The 16,725-nt window shown below is 34.2% G+C and carries 17 protein-coding genes; 10 read left to right on the top strand and 7 right to left on the bottom strand.

The window, feature by feature from the left end; all coding sequences use genetic code 11:
• Nucleotides 1-29 precede the first annotated feature (29 nt).
• Genes ABJF52_RS14145 through ABJF52_RS14135 form a run of 3 tightly spaced genes read left to right on the top strand, consistent with a single transcriptional unit; the run spans nt 30 to nt 1,209 of the window.
• Complete coding sequence (locus tag ABJF52_RS14145) at nt 30-188, top strand: hypothetical protein (protein ID WP_348151523.1); 159 nt, start codon at nt 30-32, stop codon at nt 186-188.
• The gene (locus tag ABJF52_RS14140; RefSeq protein WP_348151520.1) at nt 185-580 is read left to right on the top strand and encodes a YchJ family metal-binding protein; all 396 of its coding nucleotides are present in this window, start codon (nt 185-187) and stop codon (nt 578-580) included. Before ABJF52_RS14145 ends, ABJF52_RS14140 begins: the two co-directional genes overlap by 4 nt.
• Nucleotides 577-1,209, top strand: a complete 633-nt coding sequence (locus ABJF52_RS14135; RefSeq protein WP_348151518.1) for a hypothetical protein — start codon at nt 577-579, stop codon at nt 1,207-1,209. The genes ABJF52_RS14140 and ABJF52_RS14135 overlap by 4 nt, the downstream gene beginning before the upstream one ends.
• Before the next feature lie 6 nt (nt 1,210-1,215).
• Here ABJF52_RS14135 and ABJF52_RS14130 read toward each other — a convergent pair whose 3' ends face one another.
• Entirely contained in the window at nt 1,216-3,855 is a 2,640-nt protein-coding gene (locus ABJF52_RS14130) for a DEAD/DEAH box helicase family protein (protein ID WP_348151515.1), read from the bottom strand.
• Nucleotides 3,856-3,922: 67 nt separating this feature from the next.
• On the opposite strand from ABJF52_RS14130, the gene hemB reads away from it, so the two are divergent.
• From hemB to ABJF52_RS14100, 6 genes are all read left to right on the top strand, one after another.
• A complete protein-coding gene (gene hemB, locus ABJF52_RS14125) occupies nt 3,923-4,912 on the top strand; it encodes a porphobilinogen synthase (protein WP_348151512.1) in 990 nt (329 codons plus the stop codon).
• Between the two features lie 43 nt (nt 4,913-4,955).
• Nucleotides 4,956-6,290 carry a serine hydrolase domain-containing protein gene (locus ABJF52_RS14120; RefSeq protein WP_348151509.1) on the top strand — a complete coding sequence of 445 codons (1,335 nt, stop codon included), beginning with the start codon at nt 4,956-4,958 and terminating at the stop codon, nt 6,288-6,290.
• Between the two features lie 36 nt (nt 6,291-6,326).
• Complete coding sequence (locus ABJF52_RS14115) at nt 6,327-7,445, top strand: hemolysin family protein (RefSeq protein ID WP_348151506.1); 1,119 nt, start codon at nt 6,327-6,329, stop codon at nt 7,443-7,445.
• Entirely contained in the window at nt 7,445-7,918 is a 474-nt protein-coding gene (locus tag ABJF52_RS14110) for a methylated-DNA--[protein]-cysteine S-methyltransferase (protein ID WP_348151503.1), read from the top strand. The genes ABJF52_RS14115 and ABJF52_RS14110 overlap by 1 nt, the downstream gene beginning before the upstream one ends.
• A 299-nt stretch (nt 7,919-8,217) precedes the next feature.
• Nucleotides 8,218-8,931, top strand: a complete 714-nt coding sequence (locus tag ABJF52_RS14105) for a 3'-5' exonuclease (RefSeq protein WP_348151500.1) — start codon at nt 8,218-8,220, stop codon at nt 8,929-8,931.
• A gap of 86 nt (nt 8,932-9,017) precedes the next feature.
• A complete protein-coding gene (locus ABJF52_RS14100) occupies nt 9,018-9,476 on the top strand; it encodes an FKBP-type peptidyl-prolyl cis-trans isomerase (protein ID WP_348151497.1) in 459 nt (152 codons plus the stop codon).
• 6 nt (nt 9,477-9,482) lie between these two features.
• Here the strand turns inward: ABJF52_RS14100 and ABJF52_RS14095 are convergent, their stop codons facing one another.
• A complete protein-coding gene (locus ABJF52_RS14095; RefSeq protein ID WP_348151494.1) occupies nt 9,483-10,457 on the bottom strand; it encodes an endonuclease in 975 nt (324 codons plus the stop codon).
• A gap of 76 nt (nt 10,458-10,533) precedes the next feature.
• Here ABJF52_RS14095 and hflX point away from each other — a divergent pair, with 76 nt between their 5' ends.
• Complete coding sequence (gene hflX, locus ABJF52_RS14090) at nt 10,534-11,748, top strand: GTPase HflX (protein ID WP_348151491.1); 1,215 nt, start codon at nt 10,534-10,536, stop codon at nt 11,746-11,748.
• A 1,242-nt stretch (nt 11,749-12,990) separates the two neighbouring features.
• Here hflX and ABJF52_RS14085 read toward each other — a convergent pair.
• From ABJF52_RS14085 to ABJF52_RS14065, 5 genes are all read right to left on the bottom strand, one after another.
• Nucleotides 12,991-13,923: a DUF3078 domain-containing protein gene (locus ABJF52_RS14085; RefSeq protein WP_348151488.1), complete on the bottom strand. Its 933-nt coding sequence runs from the start codon at nt 13,921-13,923 to the stop codon at nt 12,991-12,993.
• An 82-nt stretch (nt 13,924-14,005) separates the two neighbouring features.
• On the bottom strand, nt 14,006-14,512 hold the full coding sequence (locus ABJF52_RS14080) for a DUF2480 family protein (RefSeq protein WP_348151485.1): 507 nt from the start codon (nt 14,510-14,512) through the stop codon (nt 14,006-14,008).
• Nucleotides 14,513-14,535: 23 nt separating this feature from the next.
• Complete coding sequence (locus ABJF52_RS14075) at nt 14,536-14,868, bottom strand: DUF59 domain-containing protein (protein WP_348151482.1); 333 nt, start codon at nt 14,866-14,868, stop codon at nt 14,536-14,538.
• A gap of 78 nt (nt 14,869-14,946) precedes the next feature.
• The gene (locus ABJF52_RS14070) at nt 14,947-15,369 is read right to left on the bottom strand and encodes a SufE family protein (protein ID WP_348151479.1); all 423 of its coding nucleotides are present in this window, start codon (nt 15,367-15,369) and stop codon (nt 14,947-14,949) included.
• Nucleotides 15,370-15,440: 71 nt separating this feature from the next.
• The gene (locus ABJF52_RS14065) at nt 15,441-16,655 is read right to left on the bottom strand and encodes a cysteine desulfurase (RefSeq protein WP_348151477.1); all 1,215 of its coding nucleotides are present in this window, start codon (nt 16,653-16,655) and stop codon (nt 15,441-15,443) included.
• Nucleotides 16,656-16,725 lie beyond the last annotated feature (70 nt).

Here is a 16,725-nt window from a genome sequence, read left to right as displayed (position 1 = left end):
ATAAAAGTTGACGGAAAATAGACAACAATATGGCTAAAAAAGGAAAAGCAAAAAACACCGTCAATAAAGCAAAGCACACCAAGCTGTTAAATAGGAAAAAGGCAAAGCTAAAAAAGGAACAAGAGACCCGTAAAGAACGACTGAAAGAGATTTCTAAAATGAAGACTTCTAAAAACGAAAATTTTTGAATACTACTAAATGCTATTGTGGCCTACCAAATGATTATACAAATTGTTGTGGTAAAGTTCACGCAAATATTAATAATGCATCCACAGCAGAACAATTAATGCGTTCTAGATATTCAGCTTTTGTATTGGCGGATGGCAACTATTTAATGAAAAGTCATCATTCATCAACAAGACCACTAAAAGATAAAAAAGCAATTGTAAACTGGGCGAAATCGGTAACTTGGGTTAAACTTGAAGTAACAGCAAAATTCGAAGGCAATAAAGAAGATGATGAAGGCACAGTAACTTTCGATGCCTATTACTATGAGCATGGAAAATTGGAGGTAATTCATGAAAAATCAGCTTTTAAAAAAGAAAATAAGCATTGGACATATTTAGGTTTAGCAACATGAAATTATTTAAAAGCGTTTTAGCACTTACGCTCTTCGGCTTTCTCTTAATAGGATGTCAGTCGAAAAAAGGTAAAAGTGAAATAGAAGTTATCTTTACCCCAGATACTTTAAATGTTGGCTATACCTATTGGTGGCCAGAATCTGGGCCTTTTATTGGCAATTGCGGTGAAGAACTCTCTCTTGTTTTTACTGGTATTGTTAAACAAATAGAAGATACCACAGAAGATGCTGGACCATTATACACCTCGCAAAACGGAATTGTAGCAATTGACAAAGTCTATAAAATCAAGGAAATTGGCAGAAATACATATTCCACCCAAAAGTTCTTTAAATCGGATTGTTTTAGTGAATCTGGATTACAAACCGGTGACCGTGTATTGGTCTTTTGTTACGATTACGAAGATGATTATAGTATTCCTGGAGGGCAATCAATATTAAAAATTGAATCGCTTGATGATCCACTTATTACTTCTATTCGAAAATATATTGATAGCGACCAAAACGCCAAAAAATTAAAAAAGGATACAGGACTCTGGTCTACCCAAAATCTTGGGCGAGCATTAGAAGAGATTATTGAATGCCAGAATGAGATGGAAAATAATTCAACAGCAGATAGCAGTATGCAATAAGTAGTTTTATTTCCAAGTAATTGCTTTTTGAGACACTTCTTTAAACTGATATAAAATATGAGAAAGCCTAGCTTTTAATAAGGACTTTCTACCTTCCTCGGAACGGGTATATAATAGTTTAGAAGAATCTACATGTTCTTTCCAAGACTTATGAAATAACTCCGCATCTTCTTTTCTTCGCCCATAAATTTGTGGCACCACATAATAAGTGCGAAGTCCCCAATGTCGTTTTATCCAATGCCTATAAACCAACAAATACCTTGGATTCTCAACAGGTGCTAATATTTCAGCCAATAAATTCACAAACATTTCACTTTCAGCATTAGTCGCACCTTGTAAATAACAAACAAAAGTTCCATTCGCTTGTTGTTCTGCAATTACATCAACATCATAAATAGATGAACGCAATGCTTTTGTTTTAACCATTGCAGCGAGTAAAGCTGCTCCTATCTTTTTAGTTTTTTTATAGGTATTCCCAAATAAAAAGTAAAGTTTAATCGCTTTGTACGTTTTTGGCGCAAACCCAACAAAGACGGCAGCTAAAAAAGCATATAAAAATTTGAAAACACCCTGACTTAATAAAGTGCCTAGATTTTTAGCTAAAAATTCTGGAAAAAAAAGTCCTGCACCTACGACCACTTCCAAAAACATAAATCGCGATGCATTTCCCCATCTTAATTTGCGGACCTCTTCAAATGGTATCTTATCTATGTATGGAATCTTTACTTCTCTAACTAAAACATCGCCTATAGAAATAGCCTTAAACCAACGTGACTTTAAAAATTTTCTTTCTGAAGCTATCTGTACAGATTTTATATTCAACTCTTCCAAACTAGTCTCCACAGAAAAAATCTCCGGCAGCTTAAGTCTATCTAAACCATTCTCAATATATGCATCCCCTGACACAGAAACACCCGAAAAAGCTTCAAATCTTCTTTGTAACTTTTCAAAATCTTTTCCTCCATTTTCAGTAGTTGGATCTAAGCAAGCTAAATGCCAAATATTTCCAGTTTTGTCAGAATTTTTCGGATTGATTCTAATGGCGCGCCCCCTCATTTGATTAGATGAAACAAACGAACCAACATACGATGCGAGAATCAAAGTGTTTATTGCCGGCGCATCCCAACCTTCCCCCAAAAGGGATTTTGTACCAATAAGTATTTTAATTACCCCGTTTTGAAATAACTCCGTAACTCGCCCTACTATAGCACTTTTTGCTTTCCCAAATGAATTAACAACCACAAATTCATTATCCGTAGCCATTGGTGTTACATTAAATTGTGCATCGCTAAATTTACTTTTAAACTTGGCTGCTGCATCTTTATGCAATATCACCAAAGACCCTGTTAATACAGCAATATCCTTTTTCCAACTATGAGTTGTTCTTAAATATTGAAAAATAGAAACAACACCTAATTTATTTAATTTACCAGTATCGCTACCTTCGAAATCCAAATACTCTTTACGAATAAAATCTGTTAACACCACCGCTTTAATATCTGTCCCAAGATTTTCACTTTCGGCAATAATAATATCAGAGATACTTTTTAACTTAGAAGGACTATTTGCCAACGTTCGATACAATTGTTCATCCCCTATAAAATTGACTTTCTTCTTCTCGAAAACACCAATTTTTGCAAGCTCCTTTTCAATTGTGTGTAGCAACTCTTCATATACTAGTAAAGATTCTCGTTGTGCAACAATAAGTTCTTGTAATAAAACCTCTAACCACTCGTATGTCAGGTTAGGAAACTCCACTTCTTTACTTTTGAATCCGAGAAATTCCAACTTTTCATTCTCTATTTGATGTCCCGCGGCATTTAGAAATATTAATATCGAAGAAAAAAATTTTGGATTGTCATAAATGGCTTCGAGTTGGTTTTCTGAATTTGCATAAATTGGCAACGTTAATAATAGTTCGTTAAAAGTCGTATTTGAAAGCAACTTATTATTAAAATCAATTATTTGCTCCCGATAAGAAACATTATATTTTATTTTAATTTCATCTGGTTTTGAAAAATACACAAAATCTTGATGTGGACATAAATCTTCATTTTTGATTAAATCGGGCACCGCAATTTCATCATCTAAAGGTCCACAAAGCTCAAAATATTTATTTAATTCATGGTTTGTGCTATCGTAAGGTGGAGTTGCTGTTAATGAAATTATTGTAAGGCCTTCAATTTGCTTTAAGGCAATTAAGCATTTCCACCACTCGTTTTTTAAATGATGTGCTTCGTCTAATACAATTGTATTAATTCCATTTTTATGAATAAAATCAGCTAGTGATTTACCTTTCTCTACTAACGATTTATTTAAAGCATGTAAAGATTGATAGGTTGAAAAGGTTAGAATAGCTGGATGTTTTATATCCATGGTATAGTCATCAAATCCTTTATCCTTAATAAAAAAAGACTCAAGCCTACTTTTCCATTGATTTCTTATGGTTAGATTAGGAGCTAACACCAAACACCTTTTATTAACTCTACGCAACATCTCAAGACCCAAAATAGTCTTACCAGATCCAGGTGGAGCGACTAAATGCAAATGATTATCCTCCAAATGACTTTCAAAATTCTTCAGAAATCGTTCTTGATAGCTACGCCAAGTAAATTTAAATTCTAATTTTTTAGAAAGTTCAATCAAGAGTTAAAGGTTTTCGCAATTTAAAAGGATAATAAGTACCTTAGGGCTTCTAAAAACAGGTCTATTAATGTATCCTTTAAGAAGAAACCGCAGACTAAGAAGTAACGAAGCTATCCGCAATCTAGTACGTGAAACTGTAATAACTCCCAATGATTTTTTAGTGCCCCTTTTTGTAGTAGAAGGTAAAGGCGTTCGCGAAGAAATCGCCTCAATGCCGGACTATTATCGTTTGAGTCTAGATAATCTAGAAAAAGAAGTAAAAGAACTATGGAATATGGGACTGTGCGCAGTTCTACTTTTTGTAAAAGTTCCCGACAATCTAAAAGACAATTTTGGAAAAGAAGCCTTAAATGCTAATGGATTAATGCAATTGGCTATTAAAACGGTTAAAAATGCTTGTCCAGATATGCTAGTAATGACGGATGTAGCCCTAGATCCATATTCAATATATGGACATGATGGAATTATTGAAAATGGCAAAATTCTAAACGATGAATCCGCAGAATTCTTAGCAAAAATGAGTGTTTCTCATGCCCTTGCAGGTGCAGATGTTGTTGCACCAAGTGATATGATGGATGGCCGCATTCAAATAATTAGAGAATCTTTAGAAAACGAAGGGCTTGTAGACACTGGAATTATGAGCTATAGTGCGAAATATGCTAGTGCATTTTATGGCCCTTTTCGTGATGCATTAGATTCTGCTCCTGTAGATTTAGTTGATATTCCAAAAGATAAGAAAACCTACCAGATGGATTTTGCTAATCGTGAAGAAGCGATTCGCGAAACTCGCATGGATGTTGAAGAAGGTGCCGATATAGTTATGGTAAAACCCGGACTTTGTTATTTAGATATTGTGCGCGATATAAAAAACACTTTTGATGTGCCCGTAGCTGTATATCAAGTCTCAGGAGAGTATGCTATGCTAAAAGCGGCAGCTGAAAAAGGATGGTTAGATCACGATGCCGTAATGATGGAACAAGTGTTGGCAATTAAAAGGGCAGGTGCTAGCATCATTGCCAGTTATTTTGCTAAAGATGTAGTGAGATTGATAGGGTAGGCAAAAGAGAATTAATTACAAGGAACACCGAAATGCCTTTACGATGAATAAAATAATTTTTATACTAATTGGTTTATTATTAACTACTACATACGCGCAAGAAGGCGCATCTACCCCATTAAATATAGGAGTATCGGACGAACTGACACTAGGACTTCCATCTGAAGTAGGTTTAGATTCAACCTATATTTATCAAAAAGTTGATTCCATTATGTCGCTTGGCATTCAACAAGAAGCTTTTCCTGGAGCACAATTATTGGTAGCTAAAAACAGTAAAATTGTTTTTCATCAAGCTTATGGTTTCCACACTTATGACAGTATTCAACCGGTTGCACTCAACGACATTTATGATTTAGCATCCGTAACAAAAGTAACTGCGGCATTACCGGCCTTAATGAAATTACATGGTGAAGGCAAACTGGACTTGGACAAACCTTTTAGCACCTATTGGAAGCCTTGGCAAAAAAAAGCTGATAAAAAAGATTTAACCGTTCGTGAAGTACTAGCACATCAAGCAGGTTTAACACCTTATATTATCTTCTTAAATGAAATCATTAAAAAAAATGGCAAGCTTAAAAAGCGTTGGGTAAGCAATCATCCTAGTTCAAAATACAACAGCCATGCCTACGAAAACTTATACATTAGCAATCGATTTAAAAAGAAAATTTATCGTGAAATAAATAAATCTACAGTTTCTGATGAAAAAAAGTACAAATATTCGGGACTCACATTTTTATTGTATCCGCAGATAGTAGAGAATTTAACAGGAATGGAATATTCCAAGTATTTACGTACTAATTTCTACGACCCCTTAGGAAATACTACAATGGGTTTTAATCCTAAAGAAAAAGGGTTTCCCAATAAAATTGTACCAACCGAAACCGATACTATTTTTAGGCACACTTTAACTAGAGACTGGGTTCACGATGAAAATGCCGCACTTATGGGTGGTATTTCAGGTAATGCAGGACTATTTGCAACTGCCGAAGATTTAGCACGCTTGATGCAAATGTATATGAACTATGGAGTTTATAAAGGCAAACGATATCTCGAAGAAGCCACCATAAAAGAATTTATACGTGTACAATACCCTGAAAATGAAAACAGACGAGGATTAGGCTTCGACAAACCGCTATTAGATAATTCGGACCAAGACTTAAAAGATGCTTACCCTGCGCCACAGGCCAGTGCAGAAAGCTTTGGACATTCTGGTTTCACCGGCACTTTTATTTGGGCAGATCCAAAGAATGAAATGGTTTTTATATTTCTTTCAAATCGAGTAAACCCAACACGTGATCATCGAAATATATATCGATTAAACATCAGAACTGCTTTGAATTCTGTATTTTATGAAGCAGAACGCACTAAATTAAATTAGTATTTTCTTAGTAAATTTGAGCCTTAAAACCACTATATGGGTCTGTTGATTTTTTTCGCAATTGTTTCTATTTTTTTCTCCTTTCTCTGTTCCATTTTAGAAGCAGTGTTACTTACTATCAATCCTACTTTTGTTAACATCAAGAAAAAAGAAGGTAAAGCGTATGCTGAAACCCTCGAAGAACTTAAGAAGGATGTTGACAAACCTTTAATTGCCATTTTAACACTAAACACTATTGCGCATACTGTTGGCGCAATATTAGTAGGGGTACAGGCCAAAGTTGCCTATGTAGAGCTTTACGGTAATTCTACACGTTCTTTTTTTGGAATTGAATTTACGGAAGATTTAATGGTTGGTGTTGTATCTACTATAATGACCATCTTAATTTTGGTAGCTTCTGAGATAATACCAAAGACTATTGGAGCAACGTATTGGAGACAACTAGCTAATTTCACTGCCAAAACTTTGAAAGTAATGGTATTGATTTTAAAATGGACCGGCTTATTATGGCTTCTACAACTTTTTACCAAACTAGTTGGTGGAAAAGGGCATCACGGCAGTGTACTTAGTAGAGATGATTTTAGTGCCATGGCCGACATTGCACATGAAGAAGGTGTTTTTGAACAATCAGAATCTACTATCATCAAAAACCTTTTACGTTTTGACGAAGTAAAAGTAAAAGATGTGATGACCCCGCGCACGGTAATGAAAATAGCTTCTGAAGGTCAAAGTATACGCGAATATTTTGATGAAAACCCAAAAATGCGATTTTCGCGAATTCCTGTCTTTAACGAAAAGGTAGACCATATTACAGGCTATGTCCTAAAAGATAATATTTTAGAAGAATTGGTTCATGAAAACGGTGACACTCCTTTAGGTGAAATCAGACGCGATTTACTGATTACAGATAGAAATACCCCAATACCAGAATTGTTTGATACGCTCATTGCTAAAAGAGAGAATATAGCTCTAGTAGTAGATGAATATGGATCGGTAAGCGGAATTGTAACTACAGAAGATGTTATTGAAACATTATTAGGACTCGAAATTATGGATGAGAGCGATAATGTAGCCGATTTACAACAATTAGCACGTAAAAACTGGGAACTAAGAGAACGTTCTGTAAACACAGAAAAAGATAATAAAAAAGAATAATGGAGACAGCATTTATTCAAACTCCCTTAGGTATCGCAAAACTCATAGGCGATTCTAATGGTCTTGAATCTTTTTCAGTTTTGAATAATGAGGAAACTTTAACCGATGTAATCCCTGAAGTTTTAGAAGACGCTGTTTATCAATTAAACGAATATTTTGAAGGCAAAAGAGAACACTTCGATTTAGAACTGAACCCACAAGGAACAGATTTTCAACAAAGGGTATGGAAAGCACTTTCTGATATCCCTTTCGGAAAAACTACATCATATTTAGATTTATCTAAAACTTTGGGCGACGTAAAAGCTATTAGAGCCGTTGCGGCTGCAAATGGCAAAAATCCACTTTGGATTATTGTTCCATGCCACAGAGTTATTGGCAGTGATGGTTCTTTAACAGGATATGCTGGCGGTTTGCATCGTAAAAAATGGCTTCTAGATCATGAAAGTCCTGTAAAACAGCAATCCTTATTTTAGTTTTTACCAACTACATGGTTTGTAAATAAGTTTCTTCAATAAATATCAAACGGAAAGAATCCGTTTATCGATAAATTGCCCATTTACATAGTGTTTACAGTAGTGAATCCACAATTATTGGCTCACTTTACCGACTACATAGTCAGTAATCATAATTTACCTCTAATTTAAAATACAAACCATCTCAATATCATTTCTGTCAATAGACAGTACAACAAAGCCCGTGATTTTAACATATCACAGCGCAAATTTTGTATCTTGTTTTGCACTAAAACCAAAAAAGAGCACGCTTTCATCTCATGCTACAAAAACTTAATTTAGAACATATCTTATTTCTTGATATTGAAACTGTTCCTCAAAAAGAAGGTTTTGATGAGCTTGATGATGAGCTAAAATCACTTTGGGAACACAAAACTCAATACCAACGCAAAGATGAATTTACTGCGGAAGGGTTTTATGATCGCGCTGGAATTTGGGCTGAATTCGGCAAAATTGTATGTATCTCAGTTGGGTATTTTAAGCACGAAGGCAGCACTAGAAGTTTTAGAGTAACCACCTTTCATGGTACAGAAATAAAACTTCTTAAAGAATTTAAAAACCTAATAATTACACATTTTAGCGCTACTAGACATCTACTTTGTGCGCACAATGGTAAAGAGTTTGACTTTCCTTATATCGCTAGACGAATGATTATTAATGGGATAGAATTACCATATAAACTCGATTTATTTGGAAAAAAACCTTGGGAAGTTGCACATTTAGACACCATGGATTTATGGAAATTTGGTGATTATAAAAACTATACTTCTTTAAAACTAATGACAAAAGTACTAGGTATACCTTCTCCAAAAGATGATATCGATGGCAGCCAAGTACGTGATGTCTTTTATGAAGAAAATGGAATAGATCGTATTATTAATTATTGTGAAAAAGATACAATCGCTGTAGCTCAAGTACTACTCCGATTAAGAAATGAGAAAATTTTATCAGCTGATGAAATTAGACATGTATAACTCTTTTATTTTATAGAAAAAGCCAACTATTTACGTCTTAAAAGGTATTGCTTTTCTATATTTGTCCCCTAAAAATTATGCCTTTTATGAAATATGCTGTTTCCCTCCTATTAGTATTTATTTGTTTCGCTTGTGCGGATGACAAGAAATCTGAACAAATAGATTATACTGCACAAAACGAAGAAGATATTACCGCATACATTGCCGAAAACAATTTAACTGCTGAAAAGAGTGCCACTGGCCTCTATTATGTTATAAACAATCCTGGTGCAGGTGAACAACCAACTTCAAACTCTAATGTAACAGTTGCTTACAAAGGCCATTATCTTGATGGAACAGTATTCGATCAAAGTGATGCTGAAGGAATTTCATTTGGCTTGCAAAATGTTATTCGTGGTTGGACAGAAGGTATCACCTACTTTAAAGAAGGCGGTAATGGCATTTTATTAGTCCCTTCTCATTTAGGTTATGGCAGTTCTAATTACAATGGTATACCAGGTGGTTCGGTACTTATTTTTGATGTAAGCCTACTAACTGTAAACTAATTATATCTACTTATTATATTTAAGTTGAATATACACTGGAAAGTGATCACTATAACCTCCAATATATTTACGTCCGGCATACGTTCTATAAGGAGAACCAGAGTATTTACCTTTAATTTCCTTTAGGAATTTTTCATCAAAAATATTGGCATGTGCAAAACTATGCGTGCCTTTTTCATAGTTGAAGAAATTATGAGAGAATAGGATTTGATCAAACAACGACCAAGACCGCTTATAGTTAGCACTACCCCTTTCTTCGGTTAGCAATTTCTCCATCGGATTATATAAGGTAGTATCTTCCATTAAAGTAGTGATGCTTTTCTCAAATGGACCATCATTAAAATCACCCATTACAATGTAATTAGGATTTATAGTATCCATTTCTATTTGAGACATGAACTCTTTAAGTGTCTGAGCAGCCTTTACCCTTTTAAATCCAGTTTCTTGGTCACCATCGCGCCGAGATGGCCAATGGTTTACAAAAACATGAAGCTCTTCACCATTTAACTCGCCTTTTACATAAAGTATATCGCGTGTAGTGTCTCGTACTCCATTCTTTTCAATTAAAAGCAACGTAATAGGTTCTGAATGCAAAACCTTAAAACTCGGTTTATGGTATATTAATGCCGTATCTATTCCACGTTCATCTGGTGAATCGTAATGTACAAATCCGTAATCAATACTTTGTAATGGTTGTGCATCAATTAAATCCTGAACAACGGCCTTATTTTCCACTTCTGCTACTCCTACTAAAACTGGAGGTTTATTCGCTGAAATTTTTCCGATTTCTGAAATAGTTTTAGCTAACTTATATAGTTTACGCTTGTAACGCTTCTCTGACCATTTTTTAAAACCTCTAGGTGTAAAATCATCATCTAAAGTATTCTTGTCATCTTTAGTATCGAATAGATTCTCTAGGTTATAAAAGGCAATAGTGCTAAGCGAATTAGACTTCTTTCGCTTTAGAAATGATAAAAACATCTATTGATTCGTATTTGATAGTCTGCAAAAGTACGAAATCCAAGGTATTGATTAGATTTGCAAAAGATAATAAAGTATGCTAGAGAAGAAAACAATAGAATATGAAAAGGCTGTATTGATAGGAGTAATCAATAGGGAGCAAAGTGAAGAAAAAGTAAGTGAATATTTAGACGAACTTGAATTCTTGACCTATACAGCTGGCGGTGAAGTTACCAAGCGCTTTGTACAGCGTATGGATGTACCTAATCCTAAAACATTAATAGGTAGTGGGAAAATACAGGAAGTGGAATCCTATGTTAAAGAAAATGACATTGGCTCTGTAATTTTTGATGATGAGCTCACTCCTGCCCAACAAAAGAACATTGAGAAGCAATTAAAATGTAAGATTCTTGATAGAACAACTTTAATTCTCGACATATTTGCCCAGCGTGCGCAAACTAGTTATGCACGTACTCAAGTAGAGCTCGCTCAATACGAATATCTATTACCTAGATTAACCGGACTATGGACGCACTTAGAGCGGCAAAAGGGGGGTATTGGTATGCGTGGACCTGGGGAAACTGAAATTGAAACGGATAGACGTATTGTTCGTGACCGTATTTCTTTACTCAAGAAAAAATTACAAAAAATTGATCGGCAAATGGAAACACAACGCGGTAATCGCGGTGCGTTAGTTAGAGTTGCTCTTGTTGGCTACACCAATGTTGGTAAATCAACCCTAATGAATGTTATAAGTAAAAGTGAAGTATTTGCTGAAAACAAATTATTCGCTACCCTAGACACTACTGTGCGGAAAGTAGTAATTGGTAATCTTCCTTTTTTACTAAGTGATACAGTAGGGTTTATTCGAAAATTACCAACCCAATTAGTAGAAAGCTTTAAAAGTACATTAGATGAAGTTCGTGAAGCCGATTTATTATTGCATGTTGTTGATATTTCACACCCTCAGTTTGAAGAACACATTGCTTCGGTACATAAGATATTGGGAGAAATAAAAAGTGCAGACAAAAAAACCATAATGGTTTTTAATAAAATAGACCAATACGAGCACGAAGTTATCGAAGATGATGATTTAATTACCGAAAAAGGAAACATTCATTTCACAATTGACGAATGGAAAAAAACCTGGATGGAAAAAATTGGCGATCGCGCTCTATTTATCTCCGCACTTAATAAAGAAAACTTAGACGATTTTAGAACACGAGTATACCGTGAGGTCAGAGACATTCATGTTACCCGTTTTCCGTATAATAATTTTCTTTATCCTGAGAATTTGGACGAATACCAATAGAAAATTTAGAGTATTAAAGTGCGTTTCATCGATGAAATTTACCGTTCATATTTTTCACAACATTTGGCGCCTAGTTCACAACAATAATTTAGCAAATTTCGAATTCCGACATATATTTACAGTGTAATTAAGTGATAGTGTTCACCCCAAATCGAATCTTGAACTTAACCAAATAAAAATGATGGTTTCCCTAAAGCCTGACTTTTAACCTACTTAAAGTAAGACCCAATCTTACGAAACCCTACTTATCAAAGAAAAAACGCCCCTTTTAGGGGCTTTTTTTATATAATTAATGGGGATTTCAAAAAAAATATAAGACTCCCTAACCTCAACAGGTACAGTCCATTACATGTATTTCATCGAAGAAATTAACCGTTGGTATTTTTCACAACATTTTAAGCTTAGTTCACAACAATAATTTAACCAAATTCAATTTCTATCATACATTTACAATGTAATTAAGTATGAGGCTTTACCCCAAATAAAGCAAATACATAAACGAAATTATAAGCGCCTTTTTTCCCAAATCGGAACTTTAAAACATAGAAAACCACTTAGTCAAAATCTACTTAACTAAAAAAGTCCCAAGTTAGCATGGGACTTTTTTAGTTTTAAAAACAGGCTAAAATTACAAAGCCTTTTACGCTCCTTTAATTTTTAATTCTAATTATTTTTTACTCAAATATGTAGTTCGTCGAAGAAAATTAATACTTCATATTTTTCACAACATTATTGCGTGTCTACACAACAATAATTTAGTCTTATTTAAAAAGCATCATACATTTACAAAGTAATTGGACGAGAGATGATAAATCAATCTAAAGTTACTACGAAATTATAAGCGCCTTTTTTCCCAAATCGGAACTTAACACAAACAAACCAATATTAGACAAAACCTACTTTAAAAAAACTCGACATAACTGTCGGGTTTTTTTATTTTAAATAAATCTCCTTTTGTGTATTTCATCGGTAAAATCCTACATTTTAACGTGGTTCACAACAATTTTACAATTGTTGGCAACAAAAATTACTTTAGATGAACCTCAAAATTTAATTTCGAATTGTATTTGAGATTTAGTGTTTGTTCCGAATTTAAAGTACTTAACCATCTTTAAACTATACTTTTAAGTCTATGTTTAAATATAGACCGCTGTGCAACCAAATTTAAAGCATCCTACTTAACAAAAAACGTCCCGCAATTGCGGGACGTTTTATTTTTATATAATAGTATAACTACTATTCTTAGAAGGCATAGTTAAGTCCAAATAACCAATACGATTGAATATCGTTATCAATACTATCGAATGTAGCAGTCGGATCTAAAGTTGGAGCTTTATTTATTGCATAGTCTAATGCTTCCTGTTTGTTATTTCTTAAACCAAATTCAAAACCAAGTCCAATTCCGTTCCAAATAGTATATCCGAAAGAGTTAATCCATGTCCAGTTAGACAGGTCACTACTTTTATAACTTTGAAAGGTTGAAAAGTTAGTCTTAAAATTAATAGCACCTATTTGTCTTGTATAATCCGCTACTATTTTAGCACCTAAAGAAGATTCGTAAACCGCATCATTCTTAGCAAATACAAAGTTGTAGTTTAATGGATGTATAACAACTACTAAATCTGTTATTGGCGTCCACGTGGCACCAAAACCAAGGTCTAAATAACCTGGGTCATTGAAGTTATCCAAAATGGTAGTTCTGTACTCACCAAGACCTGAAATCGCAAACTTATCACTTAGCTTTCTACCGTACAAAGAGCTAATAGTGAAAACATCAGTAGTTCCACTAAAGCTATCATCATCAGTTGCATCATCTTTATTATCCAACTTAACCCATTGAAGGTTAATATTACCAGAATTCCTCCAGAAAAATTTCTCGCGGTCTAAATTTGCAAAACCGTTTATGGTAATACCAATATTTCCAGAAGAGTTATTTGGCTTTCCTTGAGAGTACCAGTTACTAAAGCCAGATAAATTAGCACCTACAGTACCAAAAGCACCTGTTTTCCAACCTGGGAACGCATCTATTTGACCTTGTAAAGCATCAACTCTACCTTGAATATCAGCTACAGAGTCCTTCTTAGCTGCTTGTTCTGTTTTCAGCTCTTCTAATGTTTGACCTGAAACTGCCATAAAAGTTAAAGTGGCAACGAGGGTAAATACTACTTTTTTCATTTTAAAAATGTTTAGTTTTCTTTGTTTATATTTATGACACACAAAAATACGAATAGTCACTTATTCGAGAATAAAAAACCAATTATTTTCTTTTAAATAGTGGTACAGCAGAACAGGCTTCACCATACATAAGTGACTTAGCAATTGGCCTTAGAAGCATAGTGGCCTGTATATATGCATTTGAAGGAACAGGTTTATTACTACAACCTTTAATAATAACTAATTTGTCTTTATATTCTGAAAAGTCAAGATGTTGTAATGCTTCTTGATACAAGAAATTTTCTAGTGCTTCTAAATCACCTTGCACTACTTCTTTAGCAAAGGGTTGAATATGGGCTGTTACCAACATATAAGCCCAACCTGGTACTATTGCATCTGTAGAACAATAGAGAGCAACATAGGCATCTTGATATTGTTCCCAATTATGATTGGATACAAATTTTCGAAATTCTTTTTCCTTAACTATTATACCCTCGTGCAACCATTCTTTTATATCTAAGCGCTTCCTTAGCCCTTCAAGATAATAATCTTCAAGATTAAAAGTTACAAGCTTACTCTGAGCTACTCTATTAATTATTTCTTCAGCCATAATTACGGTAGAATATTAAATTATTAAAGAAAACCCAGTTCTAGTTTAGCTTCTTCACTCATCAATTCTTGAGTCCATGGTGGATCAAAAGTTATTTCCACATGAGCATCATTAACCAAGTCTAACGACTTTACCTTTTCTTCCACTTCCGCAGGTAGCGATTCTGCTACCGGACAGTTTGGAGAAGTTAATGTCATTAATATTTTAACCTCATTATCTTCATTTACTAAAACATCATATATTAAACCAAGTTCATATACATCTACTGGAATCTCTGGATCATAAATAGTTTTGAGCACTCGCACTATTTTCTCACCTAACTCTTCTGTATCTACGGTTGTAGTTTCTTCGCTCATCTTTCTTCAATTTATTTACTTTAATAATCGTATCAATACCTATATAGACGGTAAAAAACACATTTACTTAAGTCTCTTTTATTCTATCTGCGTTTGGTAAGCAATAGCATACAGTTTTATTTGCTTTAACATACTTACTAAACCATTTGCTCTTGTAGGAGACAAATGTTCTTTTAATCCAATTTCGTCAATAAAAGCAGTATCTGCATTAATAATATCCTGCGGTGTTTGATTGCTAAAAGCACGTATTAAAATCGCAATTATACCTTTCGTAATTATTGCATCACTATCTGCCGTAAAAATCAATTTATCACTTTCTAATTTTGCGTGGACCCAAACTTTACTTTGACAACCCTTAATAATATAATCTTCAGTTTTATATTGTTCGTCAATTAAAGGCAACAATTTACCTAATTCTATCATGTATTCATAGCGTTGCATCCAATCTTCGAACATTGCAAACTCATCAATAATTTCTTCCTGAATTTCTTTAATCTTCATGCACTAATTTTCTACAAAAATACGATAAGAATAAGTGGCAATCAATTCTTTAAGGTAATGATAACAAATGACTACTGTAGCATATTTTTTGCCCGTTCTACCCCTTCAACTAGAACATCTATCTCTTCCTTAGTATTATAAAAACTAAAACTAGCTCTTACCGTACCAGGAATCTTGTAAAAATCCATTATGGGCTGTGCACAATGATGACCCGTTCGAACAGCAATTCCAAGCTTATCTAAAATTGAACCTATATCATAAGGATGCAAACCTTCTATATTAAATGAAATTACTCCTGTTTTATGTGCTGCCGTGCCATAAATTCTTAACCCATCTATTGCTAACAATTTTTCCGTAGCATACTGCAAAAGCTCATTTTCATAAGCAGCAATTGAATCAAAACCAACAGTATTCATGTAATCTAATGCTGCTCCAAAAGCAATTCCACCACAGATATTAGGCGTACCTGCTTCAAATTTATGCGGAAGTTCTGCATATGTAGTTTTCTCAAAAGTTACTTCAGCAATCATTTCTCCTCCTCCTTGATAGGGAGGTAATATTTTCAACCAATCTTCCTTGCCATAAAGCATGCCAACACCAGTCGGGCCACAAACCTTATGTGCTGAAACCGTATAAAAGTCAACATCTAATTCTTGAACGTCTGCAACTAAATGCGGAGCAGCTTGGGCACCATCAATTAACACAGCCGCACCTACATTATGAGCTCTTTTAATAATTTCTTTAATTGGATTTATTGTTCCCAAGGCATTAGAAACATGATTGCAAAAAACCAATTTCGTTTTTTCAGACAACAATTCTTGATATACATCCATCAATAATTCCCCTTCTTCATTCATAGGAATTACTTTTAAGATGGCACCCGTTCTTTCACACAACATCTGCCAAGGCACAATATTGGAATGATGTTCCATTGCAGAAACAATTATTTCATCTCCTTCTTTTAAAAACGATGAAAAACCGTTCGCTACTAAATTTATAGCATGCGTGGTTCCTGAGGTAAAAATGACCTCAAAAGCATTTGCAGCATTAAAATGTTTTTGAATTTTTTGCCTTGCCAGTTCATATTTATCAGTGGCCTCTTGCGACAAAGAATGTACCCCCCTATGTATATTGGCATTATAATTAGAATAATAGTCGACAATACAATTAATAACCTGCACAGGTGTCTGAGAAGTAGCTGCATTATCAAAATAAACTAGGGGTTTTCCATTAACCTCTCGATTGAGAATAGGAAAATCTTTTCGAATTTTTTGCACATTAAACATAGTGAAGGTTTTGAATTGTAAAGATACTTACAAAGCATTAAAATTTAGAAATATTACTACTTGCAATTCT

The sequence above is a fragment of the Aurantibacter sp. genome, from assembly GCF_039941195.1.
Classification (GTDB): Bacteria; Bacteroidota; Bacteroidia; order Flavobacteriales; family Flavobacteriaceae; genus Aurantibacter_A.
The sequence above is the reverse complement of the archived record's forward strand: the minus strand, read 5'-3'. Positions and strand labels throughout refer to the sequence as shown.